This window comes from Micromonospora arida, assembly GCF_003857035.1.
Classification (GTDB): Bacteria; Actinomycetota; Actinomycetes; order Mycobacteriales; family Micromonosporaceae; genus Micromonospora; species Micromonospora arida.
Genome location: NZ_QGSY01000099.1, coordinates 1 through 22,709, shown reverse-complemented (window position 1 = coordinate 22,709; position 22,709 = coordinate 1). Strand labels below are relative to the sequence as shown.

The following is a 22,709-nucleotide window of genomic DNA, read 5'->3' as shown; positions in this document are numbered from 1 at the left end:
GCCGGAGGCACCCGTCGCGCAGGCGGGAGTCTCCGGCCGCGTTTGTCCAGCCGCCTGCCGGGGCGCGCTCACGAAACCGCTGGGGAGCCTGCCGCCTCCGCAGTGCTCGCCTCGATGGCGCGGATGTGCCGGTACGCGAACCAGAGCGGCGGGAACGCCCCGACCGCGAAGGACAGGTCGACGACCGTCCAGAACCAGGGGATGTCCCGGATCGGGCCGCAGATCAGCGCCAGCGGGACGATGCCGGCGCAGGCGATCATGCCGACCTGCACCACCCAGACGTTGCGCACCGGGTCGCGCAGCGGCCCCCAGAAGGCCACCGCCAGCACCAGGTGGGCGAAGGCCAACCAGTCGGTGCCGTAGAGCAGGAACGGGTAGTCCTCCCCGGCCGTCACGAGCCCGGTGTGCACCCGCTCGATCCAGGCGACCAGCGCGGGCAGTTGGCCGGCGAGCGGATCCAGTACGCGCAGCAGCCAGCGCACCTCGATCTCCAGCGGAAACGCGGTGACACCACTCAGGAAGAGCCCGATCAGCACGATCCACAGCCATCGGCGGGTTCGCCGTAGTCGCTCCTCAATGTCCATGATCGCAGCGTAACGATGATCTTCAGGTCGCCCTGTCCCGGAAGCGGGCAGCCGGGGGTGACCGCTGTCTCAGCGGTTCGTCACCGGCCCGGCGGTGGCCAACTCCCGGAGCCGGACCCCGCCCGACCGCACCGCACCGGCTTCGGCGGGCGCGATGACGCAGACCGCACCGGTGGGCCGGACGATGCGGGCGGCCCGGAACGCCGCTCGTCGTACCGGATGGCGAGGTCGCGGAACGACAAGCGCGAGGGTCGCAGTGCGGCCGCGCTGGCGGTCCAGGGCGACGCCCGCCGCCGTCGTGGCGATCGCCGCCGCGGCTCCGGCGAGGACGAGCGTCTGCCGGGGCCCGGCGTGTTCGGCGAGCCAGCCGAGCAGCGGGGCGCCGACCGCGGCGGAGACGGAGCCGGTGACCGCCAGGGCGGCGAGCACCCGGCCCCGCATCGCGCCGTCGGTGTCGAGCTGGGCGCGGGTGCCGACGGTGGTGTCGATGACCACCGCGGCGGCGGCAATCGGCAGGATCACCGCGGCGAAACTCCAGGTGCCCGGTGCGAGGCCGGCGACGATCTGCAATCCGCTGGCGAACAGGCCCGCGACGACGAGCGTCCGGTAGCCCAGGGAACGCCGCCGGGCGGCGACGAGCGCGCCCACCACCGTTCCGACTGCGAACACTGTCGACAGCAGGCCGTACCCGGAGGCGCCGGCGTCCAGCGGCCCGTCGCTCATCGCGGCCATGGTCACCTGGTAGTTGCGGCCCAGGCTGCCGAGCACGAACGACAGGGCGAGCGCGAGGAGCAGCACCGGCTGCCCGCGCAGGTAGGCGAACCCGGCGCGGACACCGTCCCGGGCCCGGCCGGCGTCCGGGACCGGGAGGCCGGGCACGCCTGCCGGGCGTACGGCGAACAGCGCCACCACCACGGCGGCGAAGCTGGCGGCGTTGATGCCGAACAGCAGGGCGGGTCCGACGGCGGCCACCACCACGGCACCGAGGCTCATGCCGAGGATGCGGCCGGCGGAGTTGGTGAGCGAGCCGAGCGCCAGCGCGTTGCCCAGCGTCTCCCGGTCGACGAGGCTGGCGGCCCAGCGCCCCATCACCGGGCCTTCGATCGCCGAGACGGCACCGGTGGCCAGCGAGATCGCGAAGATCAGCGGCAGGCCGCCGACCCCGGTCAGGGCGACCGCCGCCAGTCCGGCGGCGAGCACCGCGTGGGCGCCCTGGGCGGCGATCAGCAACGGGCGGGCGGGCAGCCGGTCGGCCAGCACGCCACCCCAGACGCTCAGCAGCAGCGTGGGCGCCGCCTGGAGCAGCACGGCGAAGCCCATGGACGTCGCCGAGCCGGTTTCCTTCAGGACGTACCAGTTGACGCCGAGGACCTGCATCCAGGTGCCGATGACGGAGATGAAGCCGGCGAGGGCCCAGATCCGGTAGTTGCGGTGGCGCAACGCGGCGAAGGTGGCACCTCTGGCCACGACGAACCTCCAGCGATCGGCAGCATGATCATTCACACCGATCGCGGCGCGGTTCGGCAGCCGGCAAGTCTTGCCGGCTTAAACCTTTTTGCCCACATTTGTGAGCGGCTTCACCAGCGGAATGTCTGGTCGGTGCGGCGGCGGACCTGCCGCACCGACCAGACGCCCGCACCTCAGCGAGCGGCGAGAGCCTGCGCGGCCGGACCCACCGGGGCCGGCAACGCACCGAACCCGCCCAGATAGCCGTGGATGGCGGCGGCGACCGCCCGCCCCTCGGCGATGGCCCAGACGATCAACGAAGCGCCCCGGTGCATGTCACCGGCCACGAACACCCCGTCGGCGTCGGTCTGCCAGTCGTCACGGGCGTCGATGGCGCCCCGAGGGTTGCGGGTCACACCGAACTGGGCCAGCAACGGCTGCTGCTCGGTGCCCTCGAAACCGATCGCCAGCAGCACCAGATCGGCCGGCAACTCCCGCTCCGAGCCCGGCACGACGGTGACGACCCGTCGGCCGTCACGCTTCTCCACTGTCACCTCGGCGATCCGCACCGCCCGCACCTGGCCGGTGCCGTCGTCCACGAACTCCTGCACCGCCACGGCGAAGACCCGCTCGCCACCCTCCTCGTGCGCCGGGTAGCTGCGCAGCACCCACGGCCAGGTCGGCCACGGGTCCCGTGCCTCGTCGCGCTCCTGCGGCGGCTGCGGGTACAGGTCGAGCTGGTGCACGCCCGCGGCGCCCTGGCGGTGCGCGACACCGAGACAGTCGGCCGCCGTGTCACCGCCACCGATGATCACCACGTGCTTGCCGGCCGCGTCGATCGGCGTGCCGTCCGGCAACACCGCCGGCGCCAGCCGACGCTCGGCGGTGGCCACCACGCCGGCCTGGTCGGCGGCCGCGGTGGCGACCGCGCGATTCGCCGCGACCAGGTGCGCCATCGCCTGGTGTACGCCCCGAAGCGCCCGCCCCGGGGTTTCCGGCGTGTCCCGGCCCTGCAACGCCCCGCAGGCCAGCAGCACCGCGTCGTGCTCGGCGCGCAACTGCTCGGCGGTCACGTCCACCCCGACGTTCACGCCGGTGCGGAAGCGCACCCCCTCGGCGGTGAGCTGGGCCAACCGGGCATCGATGTGCCGCTTCTCCAACTTGAAGTCGGGAATGCCGTACCGGAGCAGGCCACCGATCGCGTCGTCGCGTTCGTACACCGTCACCGCGTGACCGGCGCGGGCCAACTGCTGGGCGGCGGCGAGGCCGGCGGGCCCGGAGCCGACGACGGCGACCGACCGGCCCGACGGCGACGGCACCGGGTGGGGGGTGAACCCCCGCGCCGCGGCAGCGTCGGCGATCTCCACCTCGACCTGCTTGATGGTCACCGGTTGACCGCCGGAGATGCCGAGCACGCAGGCCGCCTCGCAGGGCGCCGGGCAGAGCCGGCCGGTGAACTCCGGGAAGTTGTTGGTGGCGTGCAGGGACTCCACCGCGGCGTCCCAGTTGCCGGTACGCACCAGGTCGTTCCAGTCCGGGATGCGATTGCCCAGCGGGCAGCCGTCGTGGCAGAACGGGATGCCGCAGTCCATGCATCGCGTGGCCTGCTCACGGACCAAGTCCTCGCCGGCCGGCGGGTACACCTCCCGCCAGTCGCTGATCCGCACCGGCACCGGGCGGCGGGCCGGCAGCCGCCGGTCGTAGCGCAGGAAACCGTTCGGGTCAGGCACGTGCCACCTCCTGGGCAACCACCCGCGGGGCGGGCGGCACCGGCGCGGCGGGGGCGCTGAGCGCGCCCATCACCGCGTCGTCGACGTCGCGGCCGGCTGCTTCGGCGGCCCGCATGATCTCCAGCACCCGGCGGTAGTCGCGGGGTACCACCGCGGTGAACTCGGCCACCGCCTCCGGCCACCGCTTGAGCAGCTCCTCGGCGACCGCCGACCCGGTCTCGGCCACGTGCCGTTGAACCAGCTCGTGCAGCAGCGACTGCTCCTGCTCGCCCAGCGGCAACAGGTCGACCAGCTCCGCGTTGACCCGGGCACGGTCCAGGTGGTGCACGTACGCCGTGCCGCCGGACATGCCGGCCGCGAAGTTCCGGCCGGTCCCGCCCAGCACCACCACCGTGCCGCCGGTCATGTACTCGCAGCCATGGTCGCCGACGCCCTCGACCACGGCGATCGCGCCGGAGTTACGGACCGCGAACCGCTCCCCCACCCGGCCGCGCAGGAAGACCTCGCCCGCCGTGGCCCCGTACAGGATGGTGTTGCCGGCGATGATCTGGTCCTCGGCCCGCTGTCCCGGCTCGGCGTCCGGGTCGAGGAACGGCGCGGCGGCGTCCGGACGGACGATGAGCCGACCCCCGGAGAGGCCCTTGCCCACGTAGTCGTTGGCGTCGCCGTGCAGGCGCAGGGTCACCCCGCGCGGCAGGAACGCGCCGAACGACTGCCCTGCCGTGCCATGCAGCACGAACTCGATGGTGTCCTCGGGAAGGCCGGCGCCGCCGAAGCGACGGGTCACCTCACCGCCGAGCATCGCGCCGACGCTGCGGTGCTCGTTGCGCACCGCCACCTCGACCCGCACCGGCGCCCCGTCCTCCAGGGCCGGACGGGCCAGCGCGATCAGCTCGTTGTCGAGCGCCTGCTCCAGGCCGTGATCCTGCGCGCGGACCCCGCGTCGGGCCGCGCCGGCGGGCAGCTCCGGCAGGTGCAGGACGGGCGCCAGGTCCAACCCGTGCGCCTTCCAGTGCGTCACCGCCGGGGCCACGTCGAGCACCTCGGACTGCCCGATCGCCTCCTCGATCGACCGGAAGCCCAACTCGGCCAGGTAACCCCGGACCTCCTCGGCGAGGAAGAGGAAGAAGTTCTCCACGAACTCCGGCTTGCCGGTGAAGCGCTCCCGCAGCACCGGATTCTGGGTGGCGATGCCGACCGGGCAGGTGTCCAGGTGGCAGACCCGCATCATCACGCAGCCCTCGACGATCAGCGGCGCGGTCGCGAAGCCGAACTCCTCCGCGCCGAGCAGCGCCGCGATCAGCACGTCCCGGCCGGTCTTGAGCTGACCGTCGACCTGCACGGTGACCCGGTCGCGCAGCTTGTTGAGCAACAGCGTCTGCTGCGCCTCGGCCAGCCCCAGCTCCCACGGGGTGCCGGCGTGCTTGAGCGAGTTCATCGGGGAGGCGCCCGTGCCGCCGTCGTGGCCGGAGATCAGGATGACGTCCGCCTTGAGCTTCGCCACCCCGGCGGCGACGGTGCCGACGCCGACCTCGCTGACCAGCTTGACGTGCACCCGGGCCGCCGGGTTGACGCACTTCAGGTCGTGCACCAACTGGGCGAGGTCCTCGATGGAGTAGATGTCGTGGTGCGGCGGTGGGGAGATCAGACCCACGCCGGGAGTGGCGTGCCGGGTCCGGGCGATCCACGGCCAGACCTTGTTGCCGGGCAGCTGACCGCCCTCGCCCGGCTTGGCGCCCTGGGCCATCTTGATCTGGAGGTCGTCGGCGTTGACCAGGTATTCGCTGGTCACACCGAAGCGGCCGCTGGCGATCTGCTTGACCGCCGACCGCCGGGCCGGGTCGTGCAGCCGTTCGACGTCCTCGCCGCCCTCGCCGGTGTTGGACTTGCCGCCGAGCCGGTTCATGGCGATGGCGAGCGTCTCGTGGGCCTCCGCCGAGATCGACCCGTACGACATGGCGCCGGTGGCGAACCGCTTGACGATCTCGGTGGCCGGCTCGACCTCCTCGATCGGCACCGCCGGACGGACGCCGGTGCGCAAAGTGAACAACCCGCGCAGCGAGCCGGCCTGCGCGGCGAGCGCGTCGACCTTGGCGGTGTACTGCCGGAAGACGTCGTACTGCCGGCTGCGGGTGGCGTGCTGCAGCAGGAAGACCGTCTCCGGGTTGAACAGGTGCAGCTCACCCTCGCGGCGCCACTGGTACTCGCCACCGACCTCCAACCGGTCGGAGGTGGCGGTGCCGGCCGGCGGCCAGGCCAACGCGTGTCGTGCGGCCACCTCGGTGTGCACGCCGGCGAGACCCACCCCGCCGATGCGGCTGGGGGTGCCCCGGAAGTAGCGCTCGACCAGCCGGCTGTCCAGGCCGACCGCCTCGAAGACCTGCGCACCGCAGTACGAGGAGACCGTCGAGATGCCCATCTTGGACATGATCTTCAGGACGCCCTTGCCGAGCGCCTTCGCGTAGTTGCGCACCGCCGCGGCCGGCTCCACCCCGGCCAACAAGCCGGTGGCGATCATGTCCTCGACCGACTCGAACGCCAGGTACGGGTTGACCGCCGCCGCGCCGTAGCCGATCAGCACCGCCGCGTGGTGCACCTCCCGGCAGTCCCCGGACTCGACGACCAGCGCCGCCCGCGTACGGGTCTGCTCGCGGACCAGGTGCTGGTGCACGGCGGCGGTGAGCAGCAGCGACGGAATCGGCGCCAGGTCGGCGTTGGAGTCCCGGTCGGAGAGCACCAGGATGCGGACGCCGTCCTCGATCGCCTCGGAGACGTGCCGGCAGATCTCGGTCAGCCGCGCCTTGATCCCGGCGGCGCCCTCCCGGATCCGGTACAGCCCGGAGACCCGGACCGCCTTGAAGCCGGGCAGGTCGCCGTCCTCATCGATGGAGAGGATCTTCGCCAGCTCGTCGTTGTCGATGATCGGGTGCGGGAGCACGATCTGCCGGCAGCTCGCGGCGCCCGGGTCGAGCAGGTTGCCCTCCGGCCCGATGGTCGACGCCAGGCTGGTCACCAACTCCTCGCGGATGGCGTCCAGCGGCGGGTTGGTGACCTGGGCGAAGAGCTGGTGGAAGTAGTCGTAGAGCAGCCGCGGCCGGGTGGACAGCGGCGCGATCGGGGTGTCGGTACCCATCGAGCCGAGCGGCTCGACGCCGGTGCGGGCCATCGGCCCGAGCAGGATCTTCAGCTCTTCCACTGTGTAGCCGAAGGTCTGCTGCCGGCGGCGCACCGAGTCGTGCGTGTAGACGGTGTGCTCGCGGGCCGGCAGGTCGTTCAGCTCGATCAGCCCGGCGTGCAGCCACTCGCCGTACGGCTGGGCGGCGGCCAACTCGGACTTGATCTCCTCGTCGTGCACGATCCGCCCGGCCACTGTGTCGACCAGGAACATCCGGCCCGGCTGGAGTCGCCCCTTGGCGACCACGTGGGCCGGGTCGAGGTCGAGGACGCCCGCCTCGGAGCCGAGCACCACGAGCCCGTCGTCGGTCTGCCACCAGCGCCCCGGGCGCAGCCCGTTGCGGTCCAGCACCGCGCCGACGATCTCGCCGTCGGTGAAGGCCACCGACGCCGGACCGTCCCACGGCTCCATCAGGCTGGCGTGGAAGCGGTAGAAGGCGCGCTTGGCCGGGTCCATCCCCGGGTCGTTCTCCCAGGCCTCGGGGATCATCATGAGCACCGCGTGCGGCAGGCTCCGCCCGGCCAGGTGCAGCAACTCCAGGACCTCGTCGAAGTTCGCCGAGTCGGAGGCGGCGGGGGTGCAGACCGGGAAGACCCGCCGGATGTTGCCCGGCACGTTCGGCGAGCGCAGGAGCGCCTCGCGGGCCTGCATCCAGTTGCGGTTGCCCCGGATCGTGTTGATCTCGCCGTTGTGGGCGATGAACCGGTACGGGTGCGCCAGCGGCCAGGACGGGAAGGTGTTGGTGGAGAAGCGGGAGTGCACCAGCGCGATGGCGCTGTCCACCCGCTCGTCGCGCAGGTCCGGGTAGAACGCCGGCAACTGGTCGGGCGTGAGCATGCCCTTGTAGACCATGGTGCGGCTGGACAGCGACGGGAAGTACGCCGGAACGCCGCGCTCGGCGGTCTCCCGTTCGGCCTGCTTGCGCAGGCAGAACGCCACCCGGTCCAGCTCGATGCCGCGCAGTGGGGAGCCGGCCGGCCCGTCGGGCGCGTCGGTGAGGCGGTGCGCGGCCAGGAAGAGCTGCCGGACCCGGGGCATCGCCGCGAGGGCGGTTTCGCCCAGGTCACTCGGGTCGATCGGCACGTCCCGCCAGCCGAGCAGGTCGGCGCCCTCGACCAGGGCGTACTTCTCGACCACCCGGCGGGCACGCGCCTCGGCGGCATCGTCGTCGGGAAGGAAGACCAGCCCCGTGGCGTACTCGCCCGCCGGGGGAAGCGCCACGTCGGCCACCGCACGCAGGAACGCGTCGGGCACCTGGATCATGATGCCGGCGCCGTCGCCGGTGTTCGGCTCCGCGCCACGGGCGCCCCGGTGGTCCAGCCGACAGAGCGCGCCGAGCCCGTTGGCGACGACCGAGTGTGAACGTCGGCCGTGCAGGTCCGCCACGAAGGCCACGCCGCAGGCATCATGCTCCTGCGCTGGGTCGTAGAGGCCCTGGGCGGACGGACGGGGGTGGGGCGTCGGGGACGCCTGCGGGCTGTGCGGGTGCGGCTGTTCTGTGTCCGCGTACGGCTGAGCCACCGGGCCTCCTGTCGTCACTCAGGTTGGATCATGGTGGGGACGACGTCGGCCCGTGGGTCTATTGAGTCTACGTTAGGGCCGGGGTCGCACGGCCACCCGAGATTGATCACACCGTCCACTGGCTGGGACGTGTAGTCTCGCGCGGTGGATCCGCGACACAAGCACGTCTTCGACCGGTTGGAACGCTTCTACGACGCGGTGCCCCGCGACGTCGCCGGCGCGGAGGAACATGGCGCGCTGGTGCTGTTCGTCCGCGAAGGTGCCGGCTGGCCGTTCTACGCCCGCCCCCGGATCGACGCCACCGAGCCGCCGTCGCTGGCCGACGTGGTCTCGGTCCGCGAGCGCCAGCGGAAGCTGGGCCTGCCGGAAGCCTTCGAGTGGGTGCACGAGACGACCCCGGAGCTGCTGGCGGTGGCCCGCTCGGCGGGACTCAACGTGCTGGAGGCGCCGCTGATGGTGCTCGACCCGAGCGCGCTGCCCGACCCGGCGACGCTCTCCGACGCGGCGGTGCGGGTGCTGGCAGCCGACTCCCCCGGCTTCGCCGCCGATGTCGCCGCCCGGCGTGCGGTGGCAGCGGTGGCATTCGCCGCCGCCGGCACCGCGCCCGGCGAGGCCGGCCCGGCCGAACGCGACGCCGCCGTCACCGAACTCGAACTGGCCGCGCTCGACGAGGAGCGCGTCCGGATCGCCGAGGGGCGACGGATCTCCGCGCTGGCCGGCACGCCGACCGAGGGCGCGCTGGCCAGCGGCATGGCGATGCGGGTGGACGACGTCGCGGAGATCGCCGGGGTGGCCACCCTGCCGTCCGCCCGACGACGCGGGCTGGGCGCCGCGCTCACCGCCACCCTGGCCCGGGAACTCCTCGCCGCCGGCACCGAACTGGTCTTCCTCTCCGCGGGCAGCGAGGAGATCGCGCGGGTCTACCTGCGGGTCGGCTTTCGCCGAATCGGCACCGCCTGCATCGCCGAACCCGCCGCGCTCATCCCCTGACCTGCCTCGCCCCGCTGACCAGCCTCGCGGCCGAGGTCAGGTCGGTGGGCGCCACTGGGCGGCGGAGGCGGCGGCGCTGGAGAGCAGTCGGGAGTTGATCGTGCCCAGCGCCGCGTCCCGGGCGCGCAGCGCCAACCGGCCCCGGGTCTGGAGCACCGCCGACATCCGCCGGGTCTGCCGGACCACGGTCGCGGCCCGGGGGCGGCGCACCCGGTCGTACGCCTGGACGGCGTCGGGCAGCCGGGCCTCCCGCAGCAGCGACGCGAGCGTGGCGGCGTCCTCGAACGCGAGGCAGGCGCCCTGCCCGAGGTGCGGCGGCATGGCGTGCGCCGCGTCGCCGAGCAGCACCACCCCACCGGGCCCCACCGGAAAGCCGTACGCCCGGGGCAGCGGGCGCAGCTCGCGAACCTCCTGTTGGACCAGGTCGGCCGGGTCCGTGGCGTCGAGCAGCGCGCCGACCGGCGCGGGCCAGCCCGCGTACCAGCGGCGCAGCAGGGCGAGCTGGGTCTCCGGTGGTTCCGGACGGGGCGCGCCAGCGGCGGTGGCCACCCAGTAGATGCCGCCCCGGGTGGACCCGCCCGAGGAGCCGCGCTCGCCCAGCGACGCGGCCACGAACCGGTAACCCGCGCCGAGAATCTCACCGGCCAGCGGCTGATCGTCGGGGAGTCGAGGTGCCTGGTACCAGGGGATGACGGCCCGCCAGGCGGCGCACCCGGAGCTGACCACCCGGGACTCTGGCGCGAGTTGGCGACGGATGCCGCTGTCCGTGCCGTCGGCGGCCACCACCAGATCGGCCTCGATGGTGTGCCGCCCGTCGCTGACTCCCGGCCGCTCGCCCGGCTCGACGCGGACGTGGCGCACGGACACCCCGGTCCGCAACTCGACCCGCTCGCCGAGGCCGGCGATCAGCGCGTCGTGCAGATCCTCCCGGTGCACCACCACCGGCATCCGGTCGGCCGGGATGGGCCGGGGCTGCACGAGCCAGTGCCCGTCCGGGCGACGGACCCCGCCGTCGGGCAACGGGGTGGCGATGGCGGCCAGGCCGGCGCCGAGGCCGAGGGCCTGGAGCGCGCGGACGCCGTTGGGCCAGAGCACCACTGCGGTCGGCTCGGGGCGGACCCGTTCGGCGCGTTCCAACAGGGTGACCTGCCAGCCGGAACGGGCCAGCGCGCCGGCCACCGCGAGGCCACCGACCCCTGCGCCGACCACCACCGCGCTTCGCATCGGTGCCGCTCAGCTGTCCCGGTCGGCGGGACGCGCGCCCGTGGCGTCGGCCCGGTCGGTGCGAGCGGCCGACGGTTCGTCCACCGGCTCGTCGTCGCTCGACGTGAGGTCGGCGGCTGCCGTGTCGTCGGACGGCTGGCCATCATCCGACCGGGAGTCGTCGTCCGCCGGCGGTACGACGCCGGTGTCCTGCCAGGCGGCGTACTGCTCCTCGCTCACCACCCGGTAGCCCTCCGGCGCGGCGGCCCGCGCGGGGGTCTCCCGCTCGGAGAGGTCGACCTGGGACAGGTCGGACGTGGGGGGCGGGGTCGTCGTCGCCGCCGGGCCGAGCGGGATCAGGTAGTCCCGAGGACCACGCACCCGTACGAAGTAGATCAGGGCGCCGAGGAAGACCAGGGCGGCGGTCCAGACGTTGAGCCGGACGCCGAGGATCTGGTTGGCCTCGTCGGTGCGCATCAGCTCGATCCAGAACCGGCCGACGGTGTAACCCATCACGTAGAGCGCGAACGCCCGGCCCCGGCCCAGCTTGAAGCGGCGGTCGAGGACGAGGACCAGAGCTACGACGCCGAGGTTCCACAGCGCCTCGTAGAGGAAGGTCGGCTGGTAGAGACCCGGTTCGAGGATCGGCTGCCCGGCGTCGTCGCGGAGGGCGTGCCCGGGGTTGTCCGGGTCCATCCGGTGGATCTCCAGACCCCACGGCAGGGTCGTCCGGCCACCGAAGAGCTCGTTGTTGAACCAGTTGCCGATGCGGCCGACGGCCTGGGCCAGCGGCAGCCCGGGGGCCAGCGCGTCGGCCACCACGCCGAACGGAATGCCGAGCTGTCGGGCCGCGATCCAGGCACCGAGCGCGCCACCGGCGACCGCGCCCCAGATGCCCAGACCGCCCTCCCAGATGGCGAACGCCTTCATCGGGTCCCCACCGGCCCCGAAGTACTTCTCGGGTGAGGTGATCACGTGGTAGATCCGGGCGCCGATGATGCCGGCGGGCACCGCCCAGACGGCAATGTCGAGCACCGCGCCGGGCGCGACGCCGCGCTGCCGCAGCCGGCGCTCCGTCACCCAGCAGGCCAGCACGATGCCGGCAATGATGCAGAGCGCGTAGGCCCGGATCGGCACCGGCCCGAGCTGCCAGACCGCGGTGCTGGGGCTGGGCAGGGCCGCCTGGGGAGAGAGCGAGGCGAGGGTCACGGGTGCACACGCTACCGCTGCACACCCCCGCAGCGGCACCCCGGGCCGTTGGAGGGCGCATCCCGGTGACTTCTGGTTTGCACCGCCGTAGGCTCTTTGTCCATGAGCGCGCTCACCTGGGCGGTCGCCGCGGTCGTCACCGACGACACCGGTCGGGTGCTGCTCTGCCAGCAGGGTCGGGGTGCCCGCCGCTACGCGCTGCCCGGCGGGCGGCTGCGCCCGGCCGAGGGCCCGGTGCGGGCGGCGCTACGAGACATTCGCGCGGAGACCGGCTGGGACATCGAGCTGACCGACCTGGTCGGCATCTACCAGGTGAGCGGCGCTTCGGGAGAGGCCGCAGCGGGGCGCGCCGGCCCGCTTCCGGACGTCCTCGTGCACGTGTTCCGGGCCCGCGCGGCCGGGGTCCGACCCGCCACCGACCCCCCGCCGGGCTGCCGATTGTCCTGGCACTCCCCCGACGCGCTGCCGGAGGTGGTCACCCCGCTCACCCGGGCCGCCGTCACCGACGCGACCGCCGGCCGCTCCGGCGTGCTCCGCGACGTCGGCTGCGTGCCCGGCACCGTCGACTCCGCGCCGCTGCCGGCGGCTCGCCCGGCCGAGGACGGCCGGCCGGCAGCCGACCAGGACGCGCGGCCCCCGGAGACCGGCCAGGACGAGCAGCGGCCCGCGACCGACCACGACATGCCGCAGCCCGCGACCAGCCACGACGGGTATCCGGGAGCGGGGCAGCCACCGGAGCAACGCGGCGAGGCCGCGAACCCGTCCCTGCACCCTTGACCATCCGCGACCGTCCCGAGGTCCGCCGCGTGGTCGCGGACAGCCTGGCCGCCGCGCCGGCACGAGCGCCGAGCGTTGAGCCGGGCCGAGCGTTGAGCCGGGCCGAGCGTTGAGCCGAGCCGAGCTCAGCGCGGGCCGGGCTCAGCGGGTGGGGTTACGGACGCCCTCGGCGAGTTCGGCGCTGAGCGTGCGCAGGGCGGCAAGCCCGTCGGCCTCGGTGGGCGCGTCAAGCACACACCGGACGAGCGCGCTGCCCACGATCACCCCATCGGCGTAACCGGCGACGGTGCCGGCCTGCGCGCCGGTACCCACACCCAGGCCGACACCGATCGGCAGGTCGGTGACCGCGCGGGCCCGGGAGACCAGCGTCGGGGCGGCGTCGGAGGTACGCGCCCGGGCACCGGTCACCCCCATCACGGCGGTCGCGTAGACGAAGCCGCGGCAGTGCTGCACCGTCATCGCCAGCCGAGCGTCGGTGGACGACGGCGAGACCAGGAACGTGCGGTCCAGCCCGTGCGCGTCCGAGGCCGCCAGCCACTCGTCGGCCTCGTCAGGGATGAGGTCCGGGGTGATCAGGCCGGTGCCGCCTGCGGAGGCCAGGTCACGGGCGAAGACGTCCACGCCGTACCGCTCCACCGGGTTCCAGTAGGTCATGGTGACCACCGGAGCGCCGGTGGCCGCCACCGCCTCGATGATGCGCATCGTGTCCGCGGTGCGTACGCCCCCGGCCAGCGCGATGTCACTGGCCCGCTGGATCACCGGCCCGTCCATCACCGGGTCGGAGTAGGGAATCTCCACCTCGATCACGTCCACGCCGGCCTCGACCATGGCGGTCATCGCGGCGATGCTGCCCTCGACGGTGGGGAAACCGGCCGGCATGCAGCCGACCAGCAGTGCCCGTCCGTCGGCGCGGGCCTTGTCGAAGGCCACCCCGATCCGGCTCATCTCACCGCTCCTTGTCGAGGATGCCGAAGTAGTCGCCGGCGGTGTGCACGTCCTTGTCGCCCCGCCCGGAGAGGTTGACCACGATGGTGGGCTCCCGGCCCAGCTCCGCGGCGAGCTTCGGAGCCAGCGCCACGGTGCCGGCGAGCGCATGTGCGCTCTCGATCGCCGGGATGATGCCCTCGGTACGGCAGAGCAGCTCGAACGCGGCCATCGCCTCGTCGTCGGTGACCGGCAGGTAGTTCGCCCGGCCGGTGTCGTGCAGCCACGCGTGCTCGGGCCCGACGCCCGGGTAGTCCAGGCCGGCGGAGATCGAGTGCGACTCCAGGGTCTGCCCGTCGGCGTCCTGGAGCACGAAGGTGCGGGTGCCGTGCAGCACCCCTGCCGACCCGCCGGTGATGCTCGCCGCATGCCGGCCGGTGGACACCCCGTCGCCACCGGCTTCGAAGCCGTACAGCCGCACGGCTTCGTCGCCCACGAAGGCGTGGAAGATGCCCAGCGCGTTGGAGCCGCCACCGACGCAGGCGGTGACGGCGTCCGGCAACCCACCGGTGAGGTCCAGGCACTGTTGACGGGCCTCGTCACCGATGCCCCGGACGAAGTCGCGCACCATCGCCGGGAACGGGTGCGGGCCCGCGGCGGTGCCGATCAGGTAGTGCGTCTCGTCGACGTTGGCCACCCAGTCGCGCATCGCCTCGTTCATCGCGTCCTTGAGGGTGCGCGAGCCGTTGGTGACCGGGACGACGGTCGCGCCGAGCATCCGCATCCGAGCCACGTTGAGCGCCTGCCGCTCGGTGTCGACCTGGCCCATGTAGACCACGCACTCCAGGTCGAACAGGGCGGCGGCGGTCGCGGTGGCGACACCGTGCTGGCCGGCGCCGGTCTCCGCGATCACCCGGGTCTTGCCCATCCGCTTGGTGAGCAGCGCCTGGCCGAGCACGTTGCGCACCTTGTGCGCACCCGTGTGGTTGAGGTCCTCGCGCTTGAGCAGCACCCGCGCGCCGACCTTCGCCGAGAACCGCCGGGCCTCGTAGAGCAGCGAAGGCGTGCCGGCGTAGTCGCGCAACAGCGCACCGAACTCCGCCCGGAAGGACTCGTCCGCCATCGCCGTACGCCACGCCCCGTCGAGCTCGTCCAGCGCGGCCACCAGGGCCTCGGGAACGAACCGACCACCGAAGCGGCCGAAGTGGCCGGCGGAGTCGGGCTGCGGGCCGGCCACCGGGGCCAGCGCGTCGGCGCTCATCGGGAATCCTCTCGGTGGGACGTCAGACCGGTGCGGGTCAGCGCACCGGCCGGGGCGTTGCCGGGTGGTTGCCGGCGTTGACCAACTCGGCGACCGCCTCGCGGGGGCTCTTCTGAGTGACCAGGCCCTCGCCCACGAGGACCGCGTCGGCGCCCGCGGAGGCGTACCGGATCAGGTCGTGCGGGCCGCGAACGCCGGATTCGGCGATCTTGACGACGCTGCTGGGCAGGCCGGGCGCGATCCGCTCGAACACCGATCGGTCGACCTCCAGGGTACGCAGGTCACGGGCGTTGACCCCGATCACCTGCGCGCCGGCCTCCAGCGCGCGGTCGGCCTCTTCCTCGTCGTGCACCTCGACCAGGGCGGTCATGCCCAGCGACTCGATCCGCTCCAGCAGGCCCATCAGGACGTTCTGCTCGAGTGCGGCGACGATCAGCAGAACCAGGTCGGCGCCGTGCGCACGGGCCTCGTGGATCTGATAGCTGGAGACCACGAAGTCCTTACGCAGCACCGGCACGGTGACCGCGGCACGGACGGCCGCCAGGTCGTCCAGCGAACCACCGAACCAGCGCCCCTCGGTCAGCACGCTGATCGCACGGGCCCCACCGGCCGCGTAGTCGACCGCGAGGTCAGCCGGATCGGCGATCTCGGCCAGCCGGCCCTTGGACGGCGACGAACGCTTCACCTCGGCGATCACGGCCACGCCGGGCTTGCGCAGCGCCGCGTACGCGTCCATCGGCGGCGGCGCCGCCGCTGCCAGTTCACGGATCCGCTCCAGCGGAACCTGCTCCTGGCGTCGGGCGACGTCTTCACGCACGCCGGCCAGAATCTCGTCGAGCACGCTTACGGACGCTGCCTGGCCGGCCTCGTCACCCTCCGCGTGCGCACGCTCAGCAGTCACGAACGGACTCCCCTCTCCGGGCGTCATGGGCCGATGCTAGGGGCAGCCGACCGACGCCGAATGCCGGGGGTATGGCGCTGCTCACGAAAAGGGCTGCGGCATAATGGCCGACTTGCCGTGAAGGGGTTGTCACGCAGCGCCACCTCCGGTATCGACCACCGTCACGCGGTATGGAGCCTGGCGGCCGCAGTCAGACCGGGCCGACCCATCGATCATGCCACCAGTTTCCGCTCGGCGCCCGACGGCAGCGACGCCAATCGATGCTGTGAGCAAGCTCAAGGCCGAACGGACGGTGCCTGGTCACGGCCGAGACGAGACAGTTGACCGGGCGGTCACCGCGGCGAAACGTCGACGGGCGAGCATCGTCCTCGGGCAGACTCGATGGCGCGCCTGCCCGACCGCAGCAACTCCTCGTGCGAGGTGACCATGAGCATTTCCGAGCCGAACCAGACCATCGGACTGACCACCATCTCGCGGACGGTGGCGTCGCTCGCCGTCGGAGTGGTGCACACCGTGGAACGGGCCGTGGTGGGCGAGGGACGGATGCGGACGGCACGGGGCAACGCCTGGGAGGCGGTCTGCGCCGACCGGGCCCGCGCCGACCAACGCGCGGAGCTGAACCGCCTGGTCGCCGAGCTGACCGCCGCCCGCGCCGCCAGTAGCCACGCCCAGTGGGAGCGCCAGCCGGTCGGCTGACCGCCCGCCGCCCGCCGCGTCAGTCGGCCGTGGGGTCCTCGCCCCGGTCCAGCGCGTCCCACGCCTCGGTGGTCCGCCGCCCGGCCATCGGCGTCGGCGGCCCGGCCGGGTCGCTCTGCGCCGGCGCGGCCTGCGGAGCGTTCCGCGCCGGACGTTCGTACCGGGCGCCCATCGCCGGCCAGTCACCGCCACGCACGGCCGTCCACCAGCCGCCCCCGGCGGCCAGCAGGCCACCGAGCAGGCAGAGCGCCGGCCACTGCCGGCTCACGTCGCCAGCCATGTCGGCTACCAGCCCATACCCGCCGCCGGCCGCCACCGCCAGACCGAGCACGCCGAGCAGCGCCCCGAGCACCCGACGCAGGCGGCCCCGGGTGGCCAGCACCGCGCCACCCCCGGCCAAGGTCACCAGGGCCAACGCCGGCAGCCAGGGCAGCAGGCTCGCACCGCTGCGGGTGTCACGCACCGGCGGCAGCGGCGCCGGACGTACCGTCAGCTCGACCGACCAGCTGCGCGTCGCGGCCCACAGCGCCAGGCCCGCGCCGGCCAGGCAGAGCAGTACGGCGTACGTCAACGCGCGCCGGCCCCCGACGGACCGCTCCCCGCCGCTCACGAATTCATCCCTTCGTTCGCGACTGCGGGGCTCCGCTTCGCTGCACTCCTCGCGCTCACCGAGCCGGCCTTTCGTTCGCGACTGCGGGGCTCCGCTTCGCTGCACTCCTCGCGCTCACCGAGCCGGCCTTTCGTTCGCGACTGCGGGGCTCCGCTTCGCTGCACTCCTCGCGCTCACCGTGCAGCCCGGAGGGTCTCGGCGGCAGCGATCGCGGCCAGCACGGCCGCGGCCTTGTTCCGCGTCTCCTGGTCCTCGGCGGCCGGGTCCGAGTCGGCGACCACCCCCGCCCCGGCCTGGACGTAGGCGCGACCGTCGCGGATGAGCGCGGTCCGGATGGCGATCGCCATGTCCAGGTCACCGCCGAAGCCGAAGTAGCCGACGGTGCCGCCGTAGAGGCCACGACGGACCGGCTCCAACTCCTCGATGATCTCCATGGCGCGCACCTTGGGCGCCCCGGAGAGCGTGCCGGCCGGGAAGGTCGCGGCGAGCGCGTCGAAGGCGCTCTGGTCGTCACGCAGCGTGCCGGTGACCGTGGAGACGATGTGCATGACGTGGCTGTACCGCTCGATGGTGGCGAACTCGGGCACCTCCACGCTGCCGGGCTGACAGACCCGACCCAGGTCGTTGCGGCCGAGGTCGACCAGCATCACGTGCTCGGCTCGTTCCTTCGGGTCGGCGAGCAGCTCGGCGGCGAGCGCGGCGTCGGCGGCGGGGGTGCCGCCCCGCGGCCGGGTGCCGGCGATCGGGTGCAACAACGCCCGGCGCCGCCCGTCCGCGGCCCCGGTGACCTTCAGGTGCGCCTCCGGGGACGAGCCGACGATGTCGAACCCGTCGAAGCGCAGCAGGTACATGTACGGGCTGGGGTTGCTGGTACGCAGCACCCGGTAGACGTCCAGCGGGTCGGCGTGGGTCGACCGCTCGAAGCGCTGGGAGAGCACGATCTGGAAGCACTCACCGGCCCTGATCGCCTCCTTGGCCGCCTCCACCGCCTTCGGGTAGCCGCCGTCGGGCGTACGGCAGAGCACCTCGCCGGCCGGCGGACGCTCGACCGTGGAGATCATCGGCGGGATGGGCCGGGACAGCGCCGTGGTCATCGCGTCCAACCGGCCCACCGCGTGGTGGTAGGCGGCGGCGACATGCGGGGCGCGGTCCGGGGCGTCCAACGGCGGCAGCACCGCGTTGGCGACCAGGATCGCCGAGCCGTCGTAGTGGTCGAGCACCACCAGGTCGGTGGCGAGCATCATGCCCAGCTCCGGGACACCCAGGTCGTCCTCGGTCAGCTCGGGCAACCGCTCGAAGCGCCGGATCAGGTCGTAGCCGAGGTAGCCGACCATGCCCCCGGTCAGCGGCGGCAGACCATCGGATGGGTCCCCGACCGGGCCGGCCAGCGCCGCCACCGTCTCCCGCAGCATCCGTACCGGGTCACCCTCGGTGCTCAACCCGGCCGGCGGCTGGCCGAGCCAGGTCGCCACGCCGTCGCGCTCGATCAGGGTCGCGCTGCTGCGTACGCCGATGAACGAGTACCGCGACCAGGCCATGCCGGCCGAACCGACGCCCTGCTCGGCCGATTCCAACAGGAACGTGCCCGGTCCACCGGCCAGCTTGCGGTAGACCCCGACCGGCGTCTCCGCGTCGGCCAGCAGTCGCCGGGTGACCGGCACGACCCGCCAGTCGGCGGCCAGCGCCGTGAAGGTGGCCAGGTCGGGGCTGAGGGTGCCGTCGGTCATCAGCCGACCCGCCTTTCGATCGCGACTGCGGTGCCTCGCCGCGCTGCATTCCGCGCGCTCACGGTGCCTCCGTCCCGGTGACGGGCAGCTCGGTGAAGAAGCAGGTCCTGTGCCCGGTGTGGCAGGCCGCGCCAACCTGGTCCACGCTCACCAGCAGCGCGTCCCCGTCGCAGTCCAGGGCGACCGACCGCACGTACTGGTGGTGCCCGGAGGTGGCGCCCTTGACCCAGTATTCGCGGCGGCTGCGCGACCAGTAGGTGGCCCGGCCGGTGGTGAGGGTGCGGTGCAACGCCTCGTCGTCCATCCACGCGACCATCAGCACCTCACCGGAGTCGTGCGCGCGCACCACGGCGGCGACCAGACCGTCGGCGGTGCGGCGCAACTGGGCCGCGATGGCCGGGTCGAGCCGGGACGGGCGCGCCGGCGCGGGCGCGGCCAGCTGGTTCGGATCGCTGGGGACGCCGGTCACCGGCGAGTCAGGTACGGGCACAGTCACCAATTCTCCCGCACGCGGCGCGGGCACCGCCGACCGCTCCCGCCAGGGCTGCGGCGGAGGCCCCGAGAGCCAGGGCTGCGACAAGGGCCGAGGCTGCGACGAGGGCCCGGCCTGCGACGAGGACCGGGATTGCGACAAGGGCCCGGCCGGCCGGGCCAGTTGGGCGACGTAGCGGTCCAGCCGGCCGTCCACCAGGGCGGCGGCCAGGTCCGCGCCGGCCGTGTCGGCGATCTCCTCGGCGTACGGCCGGATCAACGGCAGCGTGCCGGCGACCAGCCGTACGGCGGCGGCCCAGAGCTGCCCGGTGGCGCCCGGGCGCAGCCCGAGGCAGAGCAGCATGTCCGCCCGGTAGCCGGGTGGGGCCACCGGCAGTTCCAGGGCCGCTGCGAAGGCCGCCCGGCGGGAGTGGACCCGTACGGACGGGTTGGCCGGTCGCAGCACCGAGGGGCAGAGCCGCGCCAGGTCGGCGACGGCGAGCCGGACCCCGAGGCGGTCGCCGGCCGCGCGGGCGGAGGCGGCCTTACCCAGCGTGGCGATCATCTCTTCCAGTCGGGGTGGCTCGGCGGGCTGGCAGAGCACCGGCAGGTCGATCCGGGGCCGCCAGTGCGGGTCGGCCCAGAGCAGCCGCGCCGGCGCGGTGACCGGCAGCCCGAACGCCCAGTCGGCCGGTTCGCCCAGGCGGTGCACCCAGGACCGGATGTCCCGGGCGGCCACCGAGACGTGAGTGACCTGGCCTGCGGACTCGTCCAGGTAGGCCCGACGGGCCGCGTAGGGGGCGCCGCCGACCAACACGTCGAGGTCGACGTCGCTGTGCGCGGTGGCGGCGCGGCGGGCGTGGCTGCCGCGCAACAGGATGCCGACCACCGGCCGCTCGGCGGCCTGCCGCAACCGCGCGGCCCAGTCCTCAAGAAAACCGCTATCCGGTAACGGAGCGTGACCCACCGCGCCATCGTGCCGTACGTCCGATCAGCGCGCAATGCCCGTTGGCGGACTTCGTGTCCGGTCCGGAGCCTACTGCCCGTTCTCGCGCTCCGCGCGACGGTCGGCCAGCCCGACACGAGTGCGGGCGTTGCGCACGACGTCATATTTCATCTAGCGTTGAGTTCAACAGGTGATGAGTTTCTGTGGAGGTGCGTGATGGACGATGCGATAGCCGTCCGAGACCTTGTCGTGGACCGGGGTGGGCGGCGGGTGCTGGACGGCATCAGCTGCCGGGTCCCGCGCGGCGCGGTCACCGGGCTGCTCGGCCCCAGCGGCAGTGGCAAGACCACGTTCATGCGGGCGGTGGTCGGGGTGCAGTTGGTCAGTGGCGGGACGGTCACCGTGCTCGGCCAACCGGCGGGCACCCCCGCGCTGCGGCACCGGGTGGGCTACCTGACCCAGGCACCGAGCGTCTACGCCGACCTGACCGTCCGGGAGAACGCCCGCTATTTCGCGGCCCTGTACGGGCGTGGGCGCGTCGAGGCCGACCGGGCGATCAGCGATGTCGGGCTGGCCGAGGCCGCCGGTCAACTGGTCGGCACCCTCTCCGGCGGTCAACGCAGCCGAGCCTCGCTGGCGTGTGCCCTGGTCGGGGAGCCGGAGCTGGTCATCCTCGACGAGCCGACCGTCGGCCAGGACCCGGTGCTGCGGGCCGACCTGTGGGCCCGGTTCCACGCGATGGCCGCCGCCGGCACCACCCTGCTGGTGTCCAGCCACGTGATGGACGAGGCGGCCCGCTGCGACCAACTGCTGCTGATCCGCCAGGGGCGGTTGATCGCCGACGACAGCCCCGCCGCCATCCGCGCCGCCGCCGGCGTGGACGACCTCGACGAGGCGTTCCTGCGGCTCATCCGGGCCGGCGAGGCCGCCTCCACCAGCACCGACGCGACAGCCGCCCGGGAGACAGCATGAACGCGCGAATTCTCGCCGCCACCACCGGCCGCATCCTGCGTCAGCTCCGGCACGACCGGCGGACCATCGCGCTGCTCGTGGTGGTGCCGGCCGTCCTGCTCACCCTGGTCTACTTCATGTACGCCGACCAACCGACCCCGCCCGACCAGCCGACGACCTTCGACCGGATCGCGCTGGTGATGCTCGGCATCTTCCCCTTCGTGATCATGTTTCTGGTGACCAGCATCGCCATGCTGCGGGAACGCACCTCGGGCACGCTGGAGCGGCTGCTCACCACCCCGCTGGGCAAGCTCGATCTGCTCTTCGGGTACGGGATCGCGTTCGGGCTGGCCGCCGCCGTGCAGGCAGCCGTCGCCGCCGCGGTGGCGTACTGGATCTTCGATCTGGAGACCGCCGGCAGCATCGGGCTGGTGATCGGGATCGCCGTGCTCGACGCAGTGCTCGGCGTCGCCCTCGGGCTGCTGTGCAGTGCCTTCGCGCGCACCGAGTTCCAGGCAGTACAGTTCCTGCCAGTCGTGGTGATCCCCCAACTGCTGCTCTGCGGGCTGTTCGTGGCCCGCGACCAGATGGCCGGCTGGCTCCAGGCGCTCAGTGACGCCTTCCCCCTGTCGTACGCCATCGAGGCGTTGCAGGAGGTCGGCGCCCACGCCGAACCGACCGGCCGGATGTGGCGCGACGTCGCGGTGGTGTTCGGCGCTGTGGTGCTGGCACTGGTGCTCGCGGCGGCCACCCTGCGCCGACGCAGCGGCTGACCGCCAGCGCCGGGGGCGGCGGCCGGCGCGGCAGCCGACCCCGGCCTGGGCCGGGCCCACGACGGGCCGAGGCGGACGAACGAAGGGCGGCGATGACGCGGCGGACCGGCCGGAGACCCGGCAACCCGGGCACCCGGGAGGCGATTCTCGACGCGGCGCGGACGGCATTCGCCGAACGTGGCTACGACGTCGCCTCGATCCGGGGCATCGCCGCCACGGCGCAGGTCGACCCGGCGCTCGTGCACCACTACTTCGGCAGCAAGGACCAGCTCTTCCTGGCCGCGATGAACTTTCCGGTCGACCCCGGTCAACTGGTGCCGAAGGTGCTCGCCGGCGACCGGGACGGCGTCGGTGAGCGGATGGTGCGCATCTTCCTCGGCGTCTGGGACTCCCCGACAGGCAGCGCGGCACAGGCACTGCTGCGCTCCGCGGTGAGCAACGAGTGGACCGCCCGACTGCTGCGTGAGTTCGTCACCACCCAACTGCTGCGCCGGGTGCTGGAAAACCTCGACGTCGACCCGGTCGAGCTACCGCTGCGGGGCTCTCTGGTGGCCACCCAGATGATCGGCCTGGCCATGATGCGGCACGTGGTGCGCCTTGAGCCGGTCGCGTCGGCGGACCCGGAAACCCTGGTGGCCGCGATCGGCCCCACGATCCAGCGTTACCTCACCGGCCCGCTGCCAACCTGACCCAACAACGCCCCGCTCAACCTCGGACACCCCCGCGATCTTGCACTTTCTGTCCCGACCAAAGGGACATACCACGCACAACGGCAACCAAAACTGCAAGATCGACGCGGGCCTGGGTGGGGCGG

Annotated in this window: 18 protein-coding genes and 1 pseudogene; 6 read left to right on the top strand and 13 right to left on the bottom strand. The window is 73.2% G+C overall.

The window, feature by feature from the left end; genetic code table 11:
- Positions 1–68: 68 nt before the first annotated feature.
- The 4 genes from DLJ58_RS04600 to gltB form a co-directional block, all read right to left on the bottom strand.
- On the bottom strand, positions 69–584 hold the full coding sequence (locus DLJ58_RS04600) for a hypothetical protein (RefSeq protein ID WP_124854008.1): 516 nt from the start codon (positions 582–584) through the stop codon (positions 69–71).
- Between the two features lie 69 nt (positions 585–653).
- A complete protein-coding gene (locus DLJ58_RS04595; RefSeq protein ID WP_124854007.1) occupies positions 654–2,051 on the bottom strand; it encodes an MFS transporter in 1,398 nt (465 codons plus the stop codon).
- Between the two features lie 173 nt (positions 2,052–2,224).
- Positions 2,225–3,760 (bottom strand): glutamate synthase subunit beta, encoded by a 1,536-nt coding sequence (locus DLJ58_RS04590; RefSeq protein WP_124854006.1) that lies wholly within the window; start codon positions 3,758–3,760, stop codon positions 2,225–2,227.
- Positions 3,753–8,456 carry a glutamate synthase large subunit gene (gene gltB, locus DLJ58_RS04585; protein ID WP_124854005.1) on the bottom strand — a complete coding sequence of 1,568 codons (4,704 nt, stop codon included), beginning with the start codon at positions 8,454–8,456 and terminating at the stop codon, positions 3,753–3,755. The genes DLJ58_RS04590 and gltB overlap by 8 nt, the downstream gene beginning before the upstream one ends.
- A gap of 144 nt (positions 8,457–8,600) precedes the next feature.
- On the opposite strand from gltB, the gene DLJ58_RS04580 reads away from it, so the two are divergent.
- Entirely contained in the window at positions 8,601–9,446 is an 846-nt protein-coding gene (locus tag DLJ58_RS04580; protein ID WP_124854004.1) for a GNAT family N-acetyltransferase, read from the top strand.
- Between the two features lie 36 nt (positions 9,447–9,482).
- Here DLJ58_RS04580 and DLJ58_RS04575 read toward each other — a convergent pair whose 3' ends face one another.
- Both DLJ58_RS04575 and lgt read right to left on the bottom strand, forming a co-directional pair.
- Positions 9,483–10,670, bottom strand: a complete 1,188-nt coding sequence (locus DLJ58_RS04575; protein ID WP_124854003.1) for an FAD-dependent oxidoreductase — start codon at positions 10,668–10,670, stop codon at positions 9,483–9,485.
- A gap of 9 nt (positions 10,671–10,679) precedes the next feature.
- A complete protein-coding gene (lgt, locus tag DLJ58_RS04570; RefSeq protein ID WP_124854002.1) occupies positions 10,680–11,858 on the bottom strand; it encodes a prolipoprotein diacylglyceryl transferase in 1,179 nt (392 codons plus the stop codon).
- Positions 11,859–11,960: 102 nt separating this feature from the next.
- On the opposite strand from lgt, the gene DLJ58_RS04565 reads away from it, so the two are divergent.
- On the top strand, positions 11,961–12,635 hold the full coding sequence (locus tag DLJ58_RS04565) for an NUDIX hydrolase (protein WP_124854001.1): 675 nt from the start codon (positions 11,961–11,963) through the stop codon (positions 12,633–12,635).
- A 141-nt stretch (positions 12,636–12,776) separates the two neighbouring features.
- Here the strand turns inward: DLJ58_RS04565 and trpA are convergent, their stop codons facing one another.
- Genes trpA through trpC form a run of 3 tightly spaced genes read right to left on the bottom strand, consistent with a single transcriptional unit; the run spans position 12,777 to position 15,661 of the window.
- Complete coding sequence (gene trpA / locus DLJ58_RS04560) at positions 12,777–13,580, bottom strand: tryptophan synthase subunit alpha (RefSeq protein WP_091407799.1); 804 nt, start codon at positions 13,578–13,580, stop codon at positions 12,777–12,779.
- A 1-nt stretch (position 13,581) separates the two neighbouring features.
- The gene (gene trpB / locus DLJ58_RS04555) at positions 13,582–14,820 is read right to left on the bottom strand and encodes a tryptophan synthase subunit beta (RefSeq protein ID WP_112623480.1); all 1,239 of its coding nucleotides are present in this window, start codon (positions 14,818–14,820) and stop codon (positions 13,582–13,584) included.
- Positions 14,821–14,857: 37 nt separating this feature from the next.
- Positions 14,858–15,661: an indole-3-glycerol phosphate synthase TrpC gene (gene trpC, locus DLJ58_RS04550; protein ID WP_030334428.1), complete on the bottom strand. Its 804-nt coding sequence runs from the start codon at positions 15,659–15,661 to the stop codon at positions 14,858–14,860.
- Positions 15,662–16,147: 486 nt separating this feature from the next.
- On the opposite strand from trpC, the gene DLJ58_RS04545 reads away from it, so the two are divergent.
- The gene (locus DLJ58_RS04545; protein ID WP_124854014.1) at positions 16,148–16,417 is read left to right on the top strand and encodes a hypothetical protein; all 270 of its coding nucleotides are present in this window, start codon (positions 16,148–16,150) and stop codon (positions 16,415–16,417) included.
- A 19-nt stretch (positions 16,418–16,436) separates the two neighbouring features.
- Here DLJ58_RS04545 and DLJ58_RS04540 read toward each other — a convergent pair whose 3' ends face one another.
- From DLJ58_RS04540 to DLJ58_RS34425, 4 genes and pseudogenes are all read right to left on the bottom strand, one after another.
- Positions 16,437–17,027 carry a Trp biosynthesis-associated membrane protein gene (locus DLJ58_RS04540; RefSeq protein ID WP_124853999.1) on the bottom strand — a complete coding sequence of 197 codons (591 nt, stop codon included), beginning with the start codon at positions 17,025–17,027 and terminating at the stop codon, positions 16,437–16,439.
- A 173-nt stretch (positions 17,028–17,200) separates the two neighbouring features.
- Positions 17,201–18,754 carry an anthranilate synthase component I gene (locus tag DLJ58_RS04535; RefSeq protein WP_124853998.1) on the bottom strand — a complete coding sequence of 518 codons (1,554 nt, stop codon included), beginning with the start codon at positions 18,752–18,754 and terminating at the stop codon, positions 17,201–17,203.
- Positions 18,755–18,812: 58 nt separating this feature from the next.
- Positions 18,813–19,244: a phosphoribosyl-AMP cyclohydrolase gene (gene hisI / locus DLJ58_RS34430; protein WP_124854013.1), complete on the bottom strand. Its 432-nt coding sequence runs from the start codon at positions 19,242–19,244 to the stop codon at positions 18,813–18,815.
- Positions 19,245–19,511: 267 nt separating this feature from the next.
- Positions 19,512–19,790, bottom strand: a pseudogene (locus DLJ58_RS34425) (phosphoribosyl-AMP cyclohydrolase); the annotation flags it as partial.
- Positions 19,791–20,387: 597 nt separating this feature from the next.
- Here DLJ58_RS34425 and DLJ58_RS04525 point away from each other — a divergent pair.
- The 3 genes from DLJ58_RS04525 (at position 20,388) to DLJ58_RS04515 (ending at position 22,584) form a co-directional block, all read left to right on the top strand.
- The gene (locus DLJ58_RS04525; protein WP_124853997.1) at positions 20,388–21,143 is read left to right on the top strand and encodes an ABC transporter ATP-binding protein; all 756 of its coding nucleotides are present in this window, start codon (positions 20,388–20,390) and stop codon (positions 21,141–21,143) included.
- Positions 21,140–21,895: an ABC transporter permease gene (locus DLJ58_RS04520; protein ID WP_124853996.1), complete on the top strand. Its 756-nt coding sequence runs from the start codon at positions 21,140–21,142 to the stop codon at positions 21,893–21,895. Before DLJ58_RS04525 ends, DLJ58_RS04520 begins: the two co-directional genes overlap by 4 nt.
- Positions 21,896–21,987: 92 nt before the next feature.
- Complete coding sequence (locus DLJ58_RS04515) at positions 21,988–22,584, top strand: TetR/AcrR family transcriptional regulator (RefSeq protein WP_124853995.1); 597 nt, start codon at positions 21,988–21,990, stop codon at positions 22,582–22,584.
- The last annotated feature ends 125 nt before the right edge of the window (positions 22,585–22,709 follow it).